This window comes from Bacillus silvicola (assembly GCF_050524305.1).
GTDB lineage: Bacteria > Bacillota > Bacilli > Bacillales > Bacillaceae_G > Bacillus_A > Bacillus_A cereus_AT.
Genome location: NZ_JBNGVC010000001.1, coordinates 668512 through 686097, shown reverse-complemented (window position 1 = coordinate 686097; position 17586 = coordinate 668512). Strand labels below are relative to the sequence as shown.

Here is a 17586-nt window from a genome sequence, read left to right as displayed (position 1 = left end):
GAATTGCTTTGTATAGTTTTTCATACCATCCACTCCTTTTCATTTCGATTTGTTTTAAGTATATATCTTTTTGATTATACGAAACAATCTGATTACTTATCAAGTTTATTTTATCGTTTTTTAACAAAATGGTGTCAATGAAAAATAGAAGAAAAATATTTGAATTTTTTGTGACATACTTGTAGGTTTTTGTATGATTTTGTAGGTTCGCTTATATGATGTGTGAGTAGCTTTTATAAATTCAAATTGAAAGCGTTCGCATGAAGGGGATGAACATATATGAAAAAATTCGGATTGGCAACACAAATTTTTGTCGCACTTGTTTTAGGGATTGTAGTAGGGGCAATCTTTTATGGCAATAAAACGGCGATTTCTTATATCACACCAGTTGGGGATATATTTATTCATTTAATTAAGATGATTGTAGTACCAATTGTTATTTCAGCATTAATTGTTGCGGTAGCTGGTGTAGGAGATATGAAAAAGCTTGGGAAACTAGGCGGGAAAACAATTCTTTATTTCGAAATTATTACGACGATTGCTATTTTAATGGGATTAATTGCAGCGAATATATTCCAGCCAGGTACTGGCGTTGATATGAATAATTTGCAGCAAAGTGATATTTCTTCTTATAAACAAACAGCAGATGCAACAGAGAAGAAAGGTTTTGCTGAAACGATTGTTCACATTGTACCGAAAAATATATTTGAGTCTATTACACAAGGTGACTTATTACCGATTATATTCTTCTCAGTACTATTCGGTTTAGGAGTTGCGGCAATTGGAGAAAAAGGAAAGCCTGTCTTTAACTTTTTTGAAGGTGTACTCGAAGCAATGTTTTGGGTTACAAATCAAGTTATGAAATTTGCACCATTTGGTGTATTCGCATTAATTGCGGTTACGGTTGCAAAATTTGGTGTAGGTACACTACTTCCTTTAGGAAAACTAGTGCTAGCTGTATACGTAACTGTTATACTATTCGTTGTGATTGTATTAGGTATTAATGCACGAATGGTTGGAGTAAATATTTTTACATTAATGAAAATTTTAAAAGAAGAACTTATTCTTTCATTTACGACAGCAAGTTCAGAGGCTGTTTTACCTAATATAATGAGAAAGATGGAAGAGTTCGGTTGTCCAAAGGCAGTTGCCTCTTTCGTAATTCCGACAGGTTATACATTTAACTTGACTGGATCAGCTATTTATCAAGCGTTGGCGGCATTGTTTGTTGCACAAATGTACGGTGTACACATGTCACTGATGGAGCAAATAACGTTATTATTCGTTCTCATGTTAACATCCAAAGGTATGGCGGGAGTTCCAGGTGCATCATTCGTTGTTGTATTAGCAACGTTAGGATCAATGGGATTACCTCTAGAAGGCATCGCATTAATTGCGGGAATTGACCGCATTTTAGATATGATTCGCTCAGCTGTCAATGTATTAGGAAATGCATTAGCTGCCATTGTTATGTCGAAGTGGGAAGGCGAATTCGATGATGAGAAAGCAAAACAATATGTAGAAACAGTCAAACAAACAAAAGCAGCATAAGAAATCGTTAAGGAGTGAAGAATCATGGCAACATTAACCGAGGTTAAAAATGGAGTACGGATTGAAAAAGATTTTTTAGGTGAAAAAGAAGTGCCAAATTATGCGTACTATGGTGTGCAAACAATGCGTGCAGTAGAAAACTTCCCAATTACAGGATACAAAATTCATGAGGGCTTAATTAAAGCGTTCGCAATTGTAAAAAAAGCAGCAGCACTTGCTAATACAGATGTGGGAAGATTGGAATTGAAAAAGGGTGGCGCTATCGCAGAAGCATCACAAGAAATCCTTGATGGGAAATGGCATGATCATTTCATCGTTGATCCAATCCAAGGCGGTGCAGGAACTTCAATGAATATGAATGCAAATGAAGTCATTGCCAATCGTGCCCTTGAATTATTAGGAATGGGTAAGGGAGACTATCATTATATTAGTCCAAACAGTCATGTAAATATGGCGCAATCAACAAACGATGCATTCCCAACAGCTATTCATATTGCAACATTAAATGCATTAGAAGGTTTATTACAAACGATGGGTTATATGCATGATGTATTTGAATTAAAAGCAGAACAGTTCGATCATGTTATTAAAATGGGTCGTACGCATTTACAAGATGCTGTGCCAATTCGTCTTGGACAAGAATTTAAAGCATACTCTCGCGTACTTGAGCGTGATATGAAACGAATTCAGCAATCTCGTCAACATTTATATGAAGTAAACATGGGAGCAACTGCAGTTGGTACAGGCTTAAATGCAGATCCGGAGTATATTGAAGCAGTTGTAAAACATTTAGCTACAATTAGTGAATTACCACTTGTTGGTGCTGAAGATTTAGTAGATGCAACGCAAAATACTGATGCGTACACTGAAGTATCTGCAGCGTTAAAAGTATGTATGATGAACATGTCTAAAATTGCGAACGACCTTCGATTAATGGCATCAGGTCCACGTGTTGGATTAGCAGAAATTATGCTACCAGCTCGTCAACCAGGTTCATCTATTATGCCAGGTAAAGTAAACCCTGTTATGCCAGAAGTAATTAATCAAATTGCGTTCCAAGTAATTGGTAACGACCATACAATTTGCCTTGCTTCAGAAGCAGGACAATTAGAATTAAACGTTATGGAACCAGTACTTGTTTTCAACTTACTTCAATCTATTAGCATTATGAATAACGGTTTCCGTGCCTTTACAGATAATTGCTTACAAGGAATTGAAGCGAATGAAGATCGCTTAAAAGAGTATGTTGAGAAGAGTGTAGGAATTATTACAGCCGTGAACCCTCATATCGGTTATGAAGCAGCAGCTCGCGTTGCGAAAGAAGCAATTGCAACAGGTCAATCCGTTCGAGAACTTTGTGTGAAAAATGGTGTATTGTCACAAGAAGAATTAGAGTTAATTCTAGATCCATTCGAAATGACACACCCAGGGATTGCAGGAGCAACTCTTTTAAAGAAAAATTAAAAGAAGAGGGGGACAATCCCCTCTTTTTTGTTTACAATATAGAAATGTTATATATGAATAGAGGTAGGGATGTTATGAGTAAGTTTACAGTGGCTTCTAATGGTTCATTAGAAACGACATTAAGAGGAGTAGAAGTATTATCAACACCACTTTTAAATAAAGGGGTAGCTTTCACACAAGAAGAAAGAGAAGAATTAGGTTTAAAAGGGCTATTACCGCCTGCAGTTTTAACATTAGATGAACAAGCGCGCAGAGCGTATGAGCAATTTTGTTCTCAACCGGATGATTTATTAAAGAATGTATACTTAACAGCGTTACATGATCGAAATGAAGTGTTATTCTATCGTATTTTAACAAATCATTTACGTGAAATGTTACCAATCGTATATACACCTACTGTTGGTGTAGCAATTCAAAGATATAGTCATGAATATCGTAAACCACGCGGTGTTTATTTATCAGTTAATGATCCTTCAGGTATTGAAGAAGCATTTGCAAATATCGGTGCAACAGCTGAAAACATTGATTTAGTCGTTGTAACAGATGGAGAAGGTATATTAGGAATTGGTGACTGGGGTGTTGGTGGAATTAACATCGCGATCGGGAAATTAGCTGTATATACGGCCGCAGTTGGAATCGATCCTAGTCGTGTATTACCAGTAATTTTAGATGTAGGTACAAATCGTGAGGAACTATTAAACAATCCATTTTATATTGGAAATCGTCACCCTCGTATAACAGGTGAAGCTTACGATGAATTTATTGATACATTTGTACAAGCGGTAAATAAACAATTCCCGAAAGCACTTTTACATTGGGAAGACTTCAGTTCTCGAAATGCACGAAAAATTTTAGATAAATATCGTCATGACGTTTGTACATTTAATGATGATATTCAAGGTACAGGTGCAGTTTCGCTTGCTGCAGTATTATCGGCAGTAAAAGTTTCTGGTGTGCCGTTAAGTGAACACCGTGTCGTTGTGTTTGGTGCTGGTACGGCTGGAATCGGTATCGCAGATCAAGTAAGAGATGCAATGGTTCGCGTCGGATTATCAGACGAAGAATCTCATAATCGTTTCTGGTGTATTGACCGTAATGGATTAGTTACAGATAATATGGAAGATCTTCTTGATTTCCAAATTCCATATGCAAGAAAAGAAGCTGAAGTAAGTGAGTGGGAACAAAATGATGTAATCGGACTTGCTGAAGTTGTGAAACATGTAAAACCGACAATTTTAATTGGTACATCTACTGTTGCGGGTGCATTTAAAGAGGAAATTATTAAAGAAATGGCTTCTCACGTAGAAAGACCAATCATATTACCGATGTCGAATCCAACGCCACTTGCTGAAGCGAAACCAGCAGATTTAATCGAGTGGACAGAAGGAAGAGCGTTAGTTGCAACAGGAAGTCCGTTTGAACCGGTTACATATAACGGTGTAACTTATGTGATTGGACAGTCAAATAACGCACTTATCTTCCCAGGACTAGGTCTTGGTACAATTGTTGTTCGTGCAAGCGTAATGACAGACGGTATGTTTGCGGCAGCAGCTGAAGCTGTTGCAAGTATGGTAGATACAAGTCAGCCAGGAGCACCTATTTTGCCAGAAGTTGAAGAGTTACGTAATATTTCTGAAATGGTTGCAATTGAAGTAGCGAAAGTTGCAGTTGCAGAAGGTGTTGCTAGAGAGAACTTAAGTGATAACGATATTAAGATTGCAGTGAAAGAAGCAATATGGGAACCGGAGTATCGCCAAATAAAAGCGGTAGAAAAGGATAGAATATAGAAAAAAAGCCCGTTTATAATAATAAGCGGGCTTTCCTTGTTCATTTTTGAAAAAATACATAGGAAGTGGCAGCTTTGAATTGGAATCAATTATGGAAGAAAGATATGTCTCTTTTAATTATTTTAATGGTTGTTGTTCCGATTGCTGGAGAGCTGAATTTTCATCCTTTTAATGATACGTTTCGTGTTAGCTTCGGGACACCGCTTTTCTTCTTTTTATTATTATTTTTAAGAAAAATGCCAGCAGCTGCTGCAGGTATTCTTGTCGGTATATCTGTAGTTTTATTCCGTGTATGTCTTGATTGGATCATGCAAGGTTCATTTCATATGACAGAATCATTTTATTTGCGCTACCCTGTGTTCTTTTATTATTTTATTTATGGAAGTCTTTTTTCGCTTTGTAGGGTGAATAAGTTTCATCAGAAGCCAATCGTTATTGGTTGCCTTGGGATTACAATTGAAATTATCGCAAGTATGTCAGAACTTGCGTTTTATCATATGTTAGTGCTCGGTACAACAATAACCGTTTCTGAAGTTAATAAACTCATCATTATTGCTATTTTTCGTAGTTTCTTTGCGCTTGGTTTTTTAAATATGATGAATTTGTATGAAACGAAATTAAAAGAATCGCAAGTGCGAAAAGAAAATGAAAAAATGTTGATGCACCTTTCTAATTTATATGTGGAATCAGTTCATTTGAAAAAAACGCTGCAAAATGCGGAGTTAATTACACAAGAAGCGTATCAATTATATCGTAATTTACAAGCGAACGATGATTTGAGTAGTATAGAAAATTATAGTAAAACAGCATTGAAAATAGCGGGAGAAGTGCATGAAATAAAAAAGGATAATCAAAGAATTTTTGCAGGATTATCTAAATTGTTATTAGATAAAAATGTGGCTGAGTATGTAGAAGGTCATGAGCTTGCGGAAATGATTGTGAGAATAAATGAGAAGTACGCTGACATGTTGGAAAAAGAGATACGTTTTTCAAAGCATATAGAAGGTGAACATGCAGAATATCATGTGTATACAGTCTTATCAATTTTCAACAACTTAGTTGCAAATGCAGTTGAAGCAATCGAGGATAATGGTGTTATTATTATTAAGCTATATAAAATTGAAAAACATATATTCTTTGAAGTAATTGATGATGGACCTGGTATTGTACAAAAATATAAGAAATTAGTATTTAAACCTGGATTTACTTCGAAGTATGATCAAACGGGAACACCATCAACAGGAATTGGACTTTCTTACATAAACGAAATGGTAACAGAACTCGGAGGAGAAGTAAGATTAGAAGACCGAAAAGCTGGCAGAGGGTGTAAGTTTGTAGTTTGTTTACCGGAGTGCAGTTTAAAGCGGGAAGGGGAATAAAGTTGTTTTATTATATCGTAGATGATGATGAAGTTTTCCGCTCTATGCTTTCGCAAATTATTGAAGATGGTGATCTTGGGGAAGTAATTGGAGAATCGGAAGATGGTGCTTTTATTGAAGCAGATCAACTAAATTTTAAAAAAGTAGATATTTTATTTATTGATTTATTAATGCCGATGCGAGACGGGATTGAAACAGTTCGCCATATTGCGTCCTCTTTTACAGGGAAAATTATTATGATTTCTCAAGTTGAATCGAAACAGCTTATTGGTGAGGCGTATACACTTGGAGTGGAATATTATATTACAAAGCCATTAAATAAAATTGAGGTTGTATCTGTTGTAAGAAAAGTAATGGAACGTATTCGTTTAGAGCGCTCTATACATGATATTCAAAAATCATTGAATAACGTTTTCAAGTGGGAACAGCCGCAAGTTCGAAATGAGCCAATGCAAGAAGGGAAAAAAATAGCGGATTCAGGACGCTATTTATTATCAGAACTTGGTATTGCGGGAGAGAATGGAAGTAAAGATTTACTTAGTATGCTGGAATATTTATATGGACAAGAAAAAGCACAAACGTTTGACTTTGGATTTCCTGCATTAAAAGATATTTTCCACTATATTACGATGAGGAAATTAGGAGATGGAGCTTTAGATACGGATATTGATAAAGAGAAAAAAGCATCTGAACAAAGAGTGCGCAGAGCGATTTATCAGTCGTTAAATCATTTGGCCTCTCTAGGATTAACAGATTTTTCAAATCCGAAATTTGAAAGCTATGCTCCGAAATTTTTTGATTTCACTGTAGTTAGAAAACGTATGACTGAAATGACGAAAGATGAAGTAGCAACTTCTGGGCATATACGTATTAATACGAAGAAATTTATTCAAGTGTTGTATTTTGAGGCGAAACGGTTGATGGAGATAGAGTAAAAAGATGCTTATAAATAAGCATCTTTTTTTGTTAAATCTACATTTTATATTTTCTCTTGGAGCATGTAAAATGTTAGTTAAGAGAAACTGGTTTTAAATTAAAGAGGTGTAAAAAATGAGTTTTACATTAAACAAATCGATTATTAAAGAAGTATGCGGAGAGACCTCATATAAAAGAGGCGAAGCTTATTATAAATCAAATAAAGTGATAGTAAATCATTATGATGAAAATAAAGAAATTTGCGAGGCGACAGTAAAAGGGAACGAAGATTTTCATGTTACAGTAGAAAAAGCTAAAAAAGGTGATGTTGTTGCGAAATGTAGTTGTCCTTCATTAGCATCTTTTCAAACGTATTGTCAGCATGTTGCGGCAGTACTGATACAAATAAATTATAATCAGCAAATGGGTGGTATGCTCCCCGCTAGTAGTGAAAATATGAGCGGAAATGATCAATTGACAAGCGGGATGTTTCAGTTGTTTGCAGAGAAACCATTAAGACCAAAAAGTAAACAACACCGTTTTGATACACGTGAAATATTAGATGTTGAGTTTATATGTACACCAGTAGCTACGAAAAGTGGTGGGGCACTTCTAGGAATTCAGCTGAAACTTGCCAAAACGTATTTCGTAAATCATATTAGAGAATTTCTTTCTAAAGTGGAGAAAAGAGAGTCTTTTCATTGTTCGAATGAATTTACATATACACCGGATGTACATAGCTTCAGGCAAGAAACGGATGCGATTATTCAGCAACTAATTAAAATTCATCATAACGAAAAAATGTATGAGGATACGCTGGAAGTACACACAAAACAAGATGATAGTATGATTTTAATACCGCCAGCTTCATGGACGGATATGCTTTCTTTACTTTCTAGAGTAGAGTTAGTGAGACTTAATCAAGGTGGACAATCGTTCCGTCGTTTGCATATTTCAAAAGGACTACTTCCCTTGCATTTTGAGTTTAATAAAGGTAGTAACGGTGGATTTACACTTTATATTGATGGGTTACAACAAGTAGACGTAATGGATACGTATAGTTATGCTCTATTTGGAGGAAAACTGTATCAGTTGAATGCTGAGGATTGTAAGCGGCTTATCGAATTACAAAAAATGATGAATCGCTCTAGTAGTAAACAATTGTATATTCCAGCAGATAAGATGGAACACTTTGTAGCAAAAGTTGTACCAGGATTAATGAAGCTTGGTACTGTGCGAATTGATGAAGTAATATCAGATCGTGTCGAAATGCCTTCGCTAAAAGCAAAACTGTATTTAGATCGAGTGAAAAATCGCTTGTTAGCAGGTCTCGAATTTCATTATGGAAACGTCTCGATTAATCCGTTAGAAGAGGATGGGCAGCCATCTGTTTTTAATCGTGATGAGAAAAAGGAAAATGAAATAATGGAAATTATGAATGAAAGTGCCTTTGCAAAGACAGAAGGCGGTTATTTTATGCATAATGAAGAAGCTGAATATAACTTTTTATATCATGTTGTTCCAACGTTAAAAGGTTTAGTTGATATTTATGCGACGACAGCAATCAAATTACGCATTCATAAAGGAGATACTGCTCCTCTTATAAGGATTAGAAGGAAAGAGAGAATCGATTGGTTATCATTCCGCTTTGATATAAAAGGTATTCCAGAGGCAGAAATTAAAGGTGTATTAGTTGCTCTTGAGGAGAAACGGAAATATTATCGTTTAGCAAGTGGTTCTCTACTATCACTTGAGAGTAAAGAGTTTAATGACATTAATCAGTTTATAAAAGAATCTAATATTCGAAAAGAGTTTTTAAAGGGAGAAGAAATAGACGTCCCTCTTATTCGTAGTGTGAAATGGATGAATTCACTACAAGAAGGAAATGTTTTAAGTTTAGATGAGTCTGTTCAAAAGTTAGTAGAAAATATTCAAAACCCGAAAAAATTAAAGTTTGCTGTGCCAAATACGTTAAATGCAGAAATGAGAGAGTATCAAGTATACGGATTTCAGTGGATGAAAACACTCGCACATTACCGTTTTGGGGGTATTTTAGCAGACGATATGGGACTAGGTAAAACGTTGCAAAGCATTGCTTTTATAGACTCTGTTTTGCCGGAAATTCGAGAGAAGAAACTGCCTATATTAGTTGTCTCTCCATCTTCTCTTGTTTACAACTGGCTTAGCGAGTTGAAAAAATTCGCTCCACATATTAGAGCGGTTATTGCTGATGGAAATCAAGTGGAGCGCCGGAAAATTTTAAAGGATATAACGAAATTTGATGTTATCATTACGTCATATCCTTTACTTAGAAGAGATATAAGGTTATATGCAATGCCATTCCATACGTTATTTCTTGATGAAGCACAGGCGTTTAAAAATCATACGACGCAAACTGCAAGAGCAGTGAAAACAATTCAGGCAGAATATCGTTTTGGATTAACGGGAACACCTGTAGAAAATTCGTTGGAAGAGCTATGGTCTATTTTCCGTGTCGTCTTCCCAGAATTATTACCAGGAAGAAAAGAGTTCGGTGATTTAAGACGTGAAGATATTGCGAAGCGAGTAAAACCATTCGTGTTGAGAAGGTTAAAGGAAGATGTATTACAGGAGCTACCAGAAAAAATTGAGCACATACAATCATCAGAACTTTTATCAGATCAAAAGAGGCTTTACGCAGCTTATTTAGCGAAGTTAAGAGAAGAAACGTTAAAACATTTGGATAAAGATACGTTACGTAAAAATAAAATTAGAATATTAGCTGGTTTAACGAGGTTAAGGCAAATTTGTAATCATCCTGCATTGTTTGTTGATGATTATAAAGGGAGTTCAGCTAAATTTGAGCAGCTGTTAGAAATTTTGGAGGAATGCAGAAGTACAGGGAAGAGAATTCTTATATTTTCTCAATTTACGAAGATGCTTTCGATAATCGGGCGGGAATTAAACCGTCAAGCCATTCCATACTTTTATTTAGACGGGAGTACACCTTCGGAAGAGCGTGTAGAGCTATGCAATCGGTTTAACGAGGGGGAAGGAGATTTATTCCTGATTTCTTTAAAGGCTGGTGGTACAGGACTAAATTTAACAGGTGCAGATACAGTTATATTGTACGACTTATGGTGGAATCCAGCTGTGGAACAACAAGCAGCGGATAGAGCGTATCGAATGGGACAAAAAAATACTGTGCAAGTGATTAAGTTAGTAGCACATGGAACAATTGAAGAAAAAATGCACGAGTTACAAGAGAGTAAGAAAAATTTAATCGCTGAAATTATCGAGCCAGGGGAAGAAAAGCTATCTTCTATTACGGAGGAAGAAATTCGCGATATTCTTATGATTTAATATGGAAAAAAAGCTATGCTTTCATAGAGATGAGAGCATAGCTTTTTTGGTTGTAATAATTATATTTTGTTTTGTACAAAGTAAAGAGATAAAGTGAAACTTTAATCAGTGGGGGCATCACCCACTATTTATTTTATTTCTTTGTACCTTTACTTTTGTATGGCTTTGCAGCTGCCTTTTTCTTTGCACTTGATTGCCAACGATTCCATCCTTTACTTCCTGTACCTTGTCCTACACCTTTTTTCGGTTTTGCTTTCGTTTTGCTCATATAATCACTCCGTTATATAAAAATCTTATTTAATAATAGTCAATGAATTAGAAAATACTCTTGATAAATGACTATGTTTGCTCTAAGTAAAAACAAACTGCTTGAATGCTATAGTATATCATGAAATTGCGAGTAAACTGAAAGGAATTACAAATAAAATGAAAATAATAAGAAATACTGCGGATTCTATTTTTCGAACGATCACATTACTGGTTGTGTATATGTTAGTTTCAGTTAGTGAAATGTTTTTTGGATTGAAGAGACAAAGGAAATAAAAATGTTATATTAAGAACAGTCGGTAAAGGCATAAAATAAAGAATTGAAAAATATTTTAAAACTTTTTGTTGACTTTATCTATTTTTTGTATAGAATAATCATTAATAAAATGTTTCAGAGATGTGACAATAAAACGACTATGAAAGGACGAGTAGTAGTAGGATGTAGTTTAAGCGAGTCAGGGGCGGTGTGAGCCTGATACGAAGCCTATTATGAAGAACCTCCTGGAGTCGCTAACCGAAATCCTTTATAGGAAAGTAGACTTAGCCGGGAACTTCGCCGTTACAAGAAGAACAGTATCGAGATTTTTTAATCTCCGTACTGTATAAGTGAGCAACCTCTGTTGCTAATTTGGGTGGTACCGCGGAACCAAAGTCTTTCGTCCCAGTTTTTGGGAAAGAAGGGCTTTTTTTGTTGGCTTTTTTCCACAACATCCAAACATTTTAGGAGGAAACCACCATGTATCAATCATTAATGACAGTAAGAGAGACTCAAATCGCAATTAAGGAAGTTAAAACATTTTTCGAGGATCAATTAGCAAAACGCCTTGAACTATTCCGCGTATCTGCACCACTATTCGTAACGAAAAAATCAGGATTAAACGATCACTTAAACGGTGTAGAACGTCCGATTGAATTTGATATGTTACATTCAGGAGAAGAATTAGAAATTGTTCATTCACTAGCGAAGTGGAAACGATTTGCACTACATGAATATGGATATGAAGCTGGTGAAGGTTTATATACTAACATGAACGCGATTCGTCGTGATGAAGAACTTGATGCAACACATTCCATTTACGTTGACCAATGGGATTGGGAAAAAATCGTTCAAAAAGAATGGCGTACTGTAGATTACTTACAAGAAACAGTACGAACAATTTATGGAATATTCAAAGATTTAGAAGATCACTTATTTGAAAAATATCCGTTCCTTGGAAAGTATTTACCAGAAGAGGTTGTTTTCATTACTTCCCAAGAGCTAGAAGACAAATATCCAGAGTTAACACCGAAAGATCGTGAACATGCAATTGCGAAAGAACATGGTGCAGTCTTTATTATTGGAATTGGTGATGCACTCCGTTCAGGTGAAAAGCACGATGGACGCGCATCCGATTATGATGATTGGAAATTAAACGGTGACATTTTATTCTGGCACCCAGTACTACAAGCTTCATTCGAATTATCATCAATGGGAATTCGTGTTGATAGTAAAGCGCTTGATGAGCAGTTAACGAAAACTGGTGAAGATTTCAAACGTGAGTACGATTTCCATAAAGGTATATTAGAAGATGTACTACCATTAACAATTGGTGGCGGTATTGGACAATCAAGAATGTGCATGTACTTCTTACGTAAAGCACATATCGGTGAAGTTCAATCTTCTGTATGGCCTGACGATTTACGTGAAGCCTGTAAGAAAGAAAACATTCATCTGTTTTAATAGAAATATGAGGGAGAGTAGCTCAGGCATAGAGCTATCCTCCCTTTTTTATTGTGTAAACGAGTGGTTTACAGTGAGTTTTACTAATAGTTTCTTTCTTTTTGATATCCTTTTATGTAATAATTTGTTAAAGAAGGGGGCGTTATGAGTTTAGGAGAACAACTTAAAAGATTACGAGAGTCAAAAAGGTTTTCGCAGGAAGGTGTCGCTAAAAAGATTGGTTTGACAAGGCAAGCGGTGTATAAAGTGAAACTTTAATCAGTGGAGCGATTTATCCCACTGATTATTAGTTGAACCAATCGGGCTTTTATAGGCAGTTAATCCCATCTGGCTTCCTTGATGTATTTAAAAGCTACGATGGGATTTAGTGCCTGTTAAAGCGGGGTAAATGGGAAAATGATAAAAGCTGTCCGGACATTGAAAATTTGATTTTGCTGAGTGAAATGTATAATGTTACACTCGATGAATTAATAAAAGGGAATCAAGATTCAAAAAAGAAAATACATATTGATGAAGAAGATGAGGATTTTGAGAAAGAGAATGAATTTGGTTTTTATATGGGGTTTGGATTGCTAATTATGAGTGCTTTCATTGATTATGAAAGAATGCAGGTTGTTGTATTAGGAGTTGTGTTATTCATGATGGTTTTTTACTGGGATGTGAAGAAAGTTATTTTGAATGAATATAGATCGTTTTTTCAAGGGAAAGAGCGATAAGATATGTAATGAAAAGTGAGAAGAGTCCGTTATATTTCCTAGGAAAGGATATTACGAATAATTTAATTGTTTTATGATGATTTTTGGATATCGATAATATGTTAAAAAGCTGTTTGTATAGAGTCTTGAAATCTATGTGTAAAATGATAATAAAGTTATTTAATTTTAAAAGCTCAAACGATCATAACCCCGTTCTAAAGTTAGGACGGGGCTGAAAATCTAAGTTTTATTGAATAAGAATTTTCTTCAAATATTTTTACTTCAGTAATGTATATTTCAGTAAAGACTTTTTATAAAACATTACTTACTTGTTACCGAGTTCTTCCGCTAAACCGACTAAAATGCCTTCGGTTCCACGAATGTAGCAAAGTCGATACGAGTCCTCGTACTGAACTACTTCGCCAACGAGCTGAGCACCATGCTTAGTAAGTCTGGATACCATTTCGTCAATGTCTTCAACGGTAAACATGACGCGCAAATAACCGAGGGCGTTTACAGGAGCTGCTCGGTGATCTGCTATAGTAGCTGGGGCGAGAAATCGCGAAAGTTCAATTCGGCTGTGGCCATCTGGGGTAACCATCATAGCAATCTCTACGCACTGAGAACCGAGTCCGGTTACGCGACCAGCCCATTCACCTTCGACAGTTGCTCTCCCTTCGAGTTTCAAACCAATCTCCTCGAAGAAAGAGATTGCGTTATCAAGGGATTCTACAACGATGCTGACATTGTCCATTCTTAGTAATTTGTTTTTTGTCATTGTCTTTATCTCCTTATATGTAAAAGTGTGTTATCTAATCATCTCCATAATTATACTATTAAAAAGTTACAAATTCCTTCCAAACAAAAACACCTTGTCACAGTGTAGGAGAATGTGACAAGGTGTTTTTAAGTATGTCATATAGTATCTTGTTAACAAACAATACCGCGACTTCCCTGCAAAATATTTCTACCCTATACGCCATTAAATGGTCCGATTGTTGTATAGAATTAATTGTATTATTTGAATGACAAATAAATTTCTTGTCACTCTATACAATGTAAACAGCTTTCTATTTATAATAGGAAGGAACTAGATTCATATAATTTATTTTAAGTTTTACGAGTGGAAATTAACTCATCTGCACTAAAGGCTCAATTTTCGCCATAAATGATTGATGCAGCGCCTCGACACCTGTTACTAAATGAAGGCGGTCAATAACGACAGACACTTTAATTTCTGATGTACTTACCATTTTAATATGAATATCTTCTTCTTTTAAAGTAGTGAACATATTCGCAGCAACACCTGGATTAGAGACCATACCAGATCCTACAATTGATACTTTTGCTAAATGATTTTCATATTCTACTGATTCATAGTGAAGTGCTTCTTGGTTTTGTTCCAATACTTCTAAAGTCTCTCTTAAATCATTAGAGTGAATGGAGAAGGAGAGATGAACAGTTCCTTCATTTGTAATACTTTGAATGATGATATCTACATTAATATGTGCCGCTGCTAATGTAGAGAAAACGGTTGAAAGTGAACCATGTTCTAATCCTTTCATTGTGACACGCGTAATATTATCCTCAAATGCAATACCTTTAACGATTGATTGTTGTTCCATGTTACATTCTCCTTTTACAATTGTTCCGTTTTCTTGTGCCATACTTGAGCGAACTTCTAAAACGACATTATGGTTTTTCGCAAACTCAACAGCACGGGGGTGTAATACACCAGCACCGAGGTTGGCAAGTTCTAACATCTCGTCATAAGAAATTTCATCTAATTTATAAGCATCTTTTACAACTCGTGGGTCCGTCGTATATACGCCGGTCACATCCGTGTAAATATCACATTTTTTTGCTTTCAGTGCAGCAGCTAATGCAACAGCAGTCGTATCAGAACCACCGCGTCCAAGTGTTGTAATTTCATGGTCTTCACTGGCTCCTTGGAAGCCAGCTACGATCACAATCGTGCCTTCAGCAAGATAGGACTGTATACGATCTGTATGAATGTCAGTAATCCGTGCACTACTATGTACAGATTCTGTCGTAATACCAGCTTGCCATCCGGTTAAGGAAATGGCGTTATAGCCTTTTGCTTGTAGTGCCATCGTTAACAATGAAATGGTTACTTGTTCTCCTGTTGATAGAAGCATATCCATTTCGCGTTTACTCGGATTCTCTGTAATAGCGTTAGCAAGTGCTACAAGTTCATCTGTACTTTTCCCCATTGCTGAAACGACAGAGACAATGCTATGTCCTCGTTCATATTCTTCAATAATTAAATTTGCTACATGTTGAATGCGTTCGACGCTTCCAACAGAAGTACCGCCAAACTTTTGTACAATCGTTTCCATTACGAATTCCTTCTTTCGTCCATTTTTAAGAATAGGTTAGGACATATACAAATCCCAATATTCCTGTAGTTACCAGAGAGAAAAACAAAAAACACCATCTCAAATAAGTGAGGATGGTGCTGTTACAGGAAAAGGGAAACAGAAAACGGAGCTAATAAAAAAACCGCCAAAAAAGGAATATCATAAAAAATGATATCTCTTTTTTGTAGATAGCTCTTCACACGTACATGTCTGTACATATGACAGTTCTGTTTCTATTCGAAAACAGCCCCAATCGATAAATGCAGAGAAATTTATCAATTTCGGCAACACTTCCTTTCTTCTAAATTCATAGACATCTCTGTGTCTCCTTTAGAATACTTATAAGCGTTGCAACCTCTATCTCACGTTTTAGGCGAGAGTGTTTGATTTATGAAGTTGTTGGTAACATTTGTTTTATAATAATTTAAATTTTTCAGGGAATCAAGTGTTTTATATATATTTTAAAAATTCTATCTTTTTTGAGGGTTATTTTGTGAAAAATGTAGCAAAATAAATTCGGTGCATGTACATTAAAAATATAGAGCATGGGAGGTGGAAGGATGGGCAAGAAAAAGCCTATTTATGTAGCGACAGAAATGAAAACAACAATGGAGAAATTATGGGAATATACGCAAGAACCGGACCTACATACAGAGTGGGATGCACGTTTTACAGAAATCTCGTATTTGGAGAAAAAGGAGGGGGAGCCGCAGAAGTTTTTATATAAAACGAATATTGGTTTCGGACTTGAAATAGCTGGAGAAGGAGAATCGATAGGTGAAGTAAGAAAAGAAACTGGAGAGCGCATGTCTTCTTTAAAATTTTGGACAGACAATCAATTATCACTTATACAAATCGGGCGTGGTTATTGGAAATATACACCGAATGAAGAACATATTTATTTTGAGACGCAATATGATTATGATACAAGGCTTGGTCGTATAGGAAATGTGATAGATTCATATGTTTTTCGACCTTTATTAGGTTGGGCAACTGCATGGAGTTTTGATGCTCTCAAATTATGGTTAGAAAAAGACCTCCATCCTAGTATGTTAATTAGAAGAACGATGACGTATTGGCTCGTTTGCTTTTTATTTGCTTTCGTATGGTTATATCAAGGGGGCGTACCGAAAGTGATTTTTAGTCATCCAGAGGAAGTGAAGATGCTTTCTGAGTTAATCGGATCGAATGAAAGTAGTATTTCTATACTTAAAATAGTTGGATTTTTAGAAATAATATGGGGTGTTATGTGGCTATTGCCATTTCAAAAACGAAAGTTGTTTATATTACATATTGTTATGTTAATAGGCTTAACTATAGTGGCAGGAGTTACGAATATCACAAGTTTTACGCAACCGTTTAATCCGCTTACATTAAATTTTCTTCTAATAGGGTTATCGATTGTCGGTTATATAAATAGCACTAATTTGCCGAGCGCAAAAAATTGTAAGAGGAAGAGAAAGGGATAAATGTATGGCTAATATTTATGAGAGATTATTAGGAGATACCTATAAAAATCTTCATCCAAAATTACAGAAACGCTATGAGATTACAGAAAAAAATAGCTTTACTGGAGAAGGGAAGATGGATGAAATTTACGGAGGTTCTTTTTTCGTAAAATTGATATTAAAAATTGCATCGAAGTTTCGAATGTTTTTCTCTGAGCGGGGGAAGGAAGTGCCATTTACAATACATAATACCGTTGAACGAGATGAACATGGAAAGGAATTTGTGCGGTGGAATCGTACTTTTTATTTTCATAATAAGAAAAGGTATTTTAACGCTGTTATGCAGTTGGATGAAGAGAATAATGAAATTTTAGATTATTTTGGCAAACCGCATATGCTCGTTTCTACATTGAATTTTTATATTGATGAGGTGGGGGCAATACATATTTCTTCAAAGAAACAATGGTTTTACATGTTCGGAAGAAAAATACCGTTACCTAGATTTTTATACGGAGATGCAAAAATTGTAGAAAGTTATGATGAAACACTACAATGTTTTCGAATTCATGTACAAGTACGCAATCCGTTAATTGGTTCATTATTTTCATATAAGGGAACATTTGTGGAGAGGAAATAA

Annotated in this window: 14 protein-coding genes, 1 riboswitch and 1 other annotated feature; of the genes, 11 read left to right on the top strand and 3 right to left on the bottom strand. The window is 35.6% G+C overall.

Going from position 1 to position 17586, the window contains the following annotated elements; translation table 11 throughout:
- The first annotated feature begins 279 nt into the window (after positions 1 to 279).
- From ACP6L7_RS03480 to ACP6L7_RS03455, 6 genes are all read left to right on the top strand, one after another.
- The gene (locus ACP6L7_RS03480) at positions 280 to 1551 is read left to right on the top strand and encodes a cation:dicarboxylate symporter family transporter (protein ID WP_097831556.1); all 1272 of its coding nucleotides are present in this window, start codon (positions 280 to 282) and stop codon (positions 1549 to 1551) included.
- A 24-nt stretch (positions 1552 to 1575) separates the two neighbouring features.
- A complete protein-coding gene (gene aspA, locus ACP6L7_RS03475) occupies positions 1576 to 3015 on the top strand; it encodes an aspartate ammonia-lyase (protein WP_097831555.1) in 1440 nt (479 codons plus the stop codon).
- A gap of 74 nt (positions 3016 to 3089) precedes the next feature.
- Positions 3090 to 4802 carry an oxaloacetate-decarboxylating malate dehydrogenase gene (malS, locus tag ACP6L7_RS03470; RefSeq protein ID WP_141533454.1) on the top strand — a complete coding sequence of 571 codons (1713 nt, stop codon included), beginning with the start codon at positions 3090 to 3092 and terminating at the stop codon, positions 4800 to 4802.
- 65 nt (positions 4803 to 4867) lie between these two features.
- Entirely contained in the window at positions 4868 to 6181 is a 1314-nt protein-coding gene (locus ACP6L7_RS03465; protein ID WP_097831554.1) for an ATP-binding protein, read from the top strand.
- Positions 6182 to 6183: 2 nt separating this feature from the next.
- Positions 6184 to 7116: a response regulator gene (locus tag ACP6L7_RS03460; RefSeq protein WP_097831553.1), complete on the top strand. Its 933-nt coding sequence runs from the start codon at positions 6184 to 6186 to the stop codon at positions 7114 to 7116.
- Between the two features lie 115 nt (positions 7117 to 7231).
- The gene (locus tag ACP6L7_RS03455; RefSeq protein ID WP_097831552.1) at positions 7232 to 10438 is read left to right on the top strand and encodes a DEAD/DEAH box helicase; all 3207 of its coding nucleotides are present in this window, start codon (positions 7232 to 7234) and stop codon (positions 10436 to 10438) included.
- A 133-nt stretch (positions 10439 to 10571) separates the two neighbouring features.
- Here ACP6L7_RS03455 and ACP6L7_RS03450 read toward each other — a convergent pair whose 3' ends face one another.
- On the bottom strand, positions 10572 to 10706 hold the full coding sequence (locus ACP6L7_RS03450) for a DUF3934 domain-containing protein (protein WP_000047588.1): 135 nt from the start codon (positions 10704 to 10706) through the stop codon (positions 10572 to 10574).
- A gap of 406 nt (positions 10707 to 11112) precedes the next feature.
- Positions 11113 to 11372: a binding site (T-box leader), on the top strand.
- Between the two features lie 69 nt (positions 11373 to 11441).
- Here ACP6L7_RS03450 and asnA point away from each other — a divergent pair.
- The 3 genes from asnA to ACP6L7_RS03435 all read left to right on the top strand — a co-directional run bounded on the left by asnA (position 11442) and on the right by ACP6L7_RS03435 (position 13141).
- The gene (gene asnA, locus ACP6L7_RS03445; RefSeq protein WP_097831551.1) at positions 11442 to 12425 is read left to right on the top strand and encodes an aspartate--ammonia ligase; all 984 of its coding nucleotides are present in this window, start codon (positions 11442 to 11444) and stop codon (positions 12423 to 12425) included.
- A gap of 144 nt (positions 12426 to 12569) precedes the next feature.
- On the top strand, positions 12570 to 12683 hold the full coding sequence (locus tag ACP6L7_RS03440; RefSeq protein ID WP_141533453.1) for a helix-turn-helix domain-containing protein: 114 nt from the start codon (positions 12570 to 12572) through the stop codon (positions 12681 to 12683).
- 113 nt (positions 12684 to 12796) lie between these two features.
- Entirely contained in the window at positions 12797 to 13141 is a 345-nt protein-coding gene (locus ACP6L7_RS03435; RefSeq protein ID WP_306475214.1) for a helix-turn-helix domain-containing protein, read from the top strand.
- 304 nt (positions 13142 to 13445) lie between these two features.
- Here ACP6L7_RS03435 and ACP6L7_RS03430 read toward each other — a convergent pair whose 3' ends face one another.
- Positions 13446 to 13898 carry a VOC family protein gene (locus ACP6L7_RS03430; protein WP_097831550.1) on the bottom strand — a complete coding sequence of 151 codons (453 nt, stop codon included), beginning with the start codon at positions 13896 to 13898 and terminating at the stop codon, positions 13446 to 13448.
- Between the two features lie 352 nt (positions 13899 to 14250).
- Positions 14251 to 15480 carry an aspartate kinase gene (locus tag ACP6L7_RS03425; RefSeq protein WP_097831549.1) on the bottom strand — a complete coding sequence of 410 codons (1230 nt, stop codon included), beginning with the start codon at positions 15478 to 15480 and terminating at the stop codon, positions 14251 to 14253.
- A gap of 202 nt (positions 15481 to 15682) precedes the next feature.
- A riboswitch (Lysine riboswitch) is annotated at positions 15683 to 15869 on the bottom strand.
- A gap of 192 nt (positions 15870 to 16061) precedes the next feature.
- Here ACP6L7_RS03425 and ACP6L7_RS03420 point away from each other — a divergent pair.
- Together ACP6L7_RS03420 and ACP6L7_RS03415 are read left to right on the top strand one after the other, a co-directional pair.
- Positions 16062 to 16970, top strand: coding sequence for a DoxX-like family protein (locus ACP6L7_RS03420; protein WP_097831548.1), 909 nt, complete (start codon positions 16062 to 16064; stop codon positions 16968 to 16970).
- A gap of 4 nt (positions 16971 to 16974) precedes the next feature.
- On the top strand, positions 16975 to 17586 hold the full coding sequence (locus ACP6L7_RS03415) for a DUF4166 domain-containing protein (protein ID WP_097831547.1): 612 nt from the start codon (positions 16975 to 16977) through the stop codon (positions 17584 to 17586).

What these genes read in the sequence shown, in the direction of transcription:
- ACP6L7_RS03480 (WP_097831556.1), top strand. Translation starts at nt 280, where the DNA reads ATGAAAAAATTCGGATTGGCAACACAAATTTTTGTCGCACTTGTTTTA.
- aspA (WP_097831555.1), top strand. Translation starts at nt 1,576, where the DNA reads ATGGCAACATTAACCGAGGTTAAAAATGGAGTACGGATTGAAAAAGAT.
- malS (WP_141533454.1), top strand. Translation starts at nt 3,090, where the DNA reads ATGAGTAAGTTTACAGTGGCTTCTAATGGTTCATTAGAAACGACATTA.
- ACP6L7_RS03455 (WP_097831552.1), top strand. Translation starts at nt 7,232, where the DNA reads ATGAGTTTTACATTAAACAAATCGATTATTAAAGAAGTATGCGGAGAG.
- ACP6L7_RS03450 (WP_000047588.1), bottom strand. Translation starts at nt 10,706, where the DNA reads ATGAGCAAAACGAAAGCAAAACCGAAAAAAGGTGTAGGACAAGGTACA.
- asnA (WP_097831551.1), top strand. Translation starts at nt 11,442, where the DNA reads ATGTATCAATCATTAATGACAGTAAGAGAGACTCAAATCGCAATTAAG.
- ACP6L7_RS03440 (WP_141533453.1), top strand. Translation starts at nt 12,570, where the DNA reads ATGAGTTTAGGAGAACAACTTAAAAGATTACGAGAGTCAAAAAGGTTT.
- ACP6L7_RS03430 (WP_097831550.1), bottom strand. Translation starts at nt 13,898, where the DNA reads ATGACAAAAAACAAATTACTAAGAATGGACAATGTCAGCATCGTTGTA.
- ACP6L7_RS03425 (WP_097831549.1), bottom strand. Translation starts at nt 15,480, where the DNA reads ATGGAAACGATTGTACAAAAGTTTGGCGGTACTTCTGTTGGAAGCGTC.
- ACP6L7_RS03420 (WP_097831548.1), top strand. Translation starts at nt 16,062, where the DNA reads ATGGGCAAGAAAAAGCCTATTTATGTAGCGACAGAAATGAAAACAACA.
- ACP6L7_RS03415 (WP_097831547.1), top strand. Translation starts at nt 16,975, where the DNA reads ATGGCTAATATTTATGAGAGATTATTAGGAGATACCTATAAAAATCTT.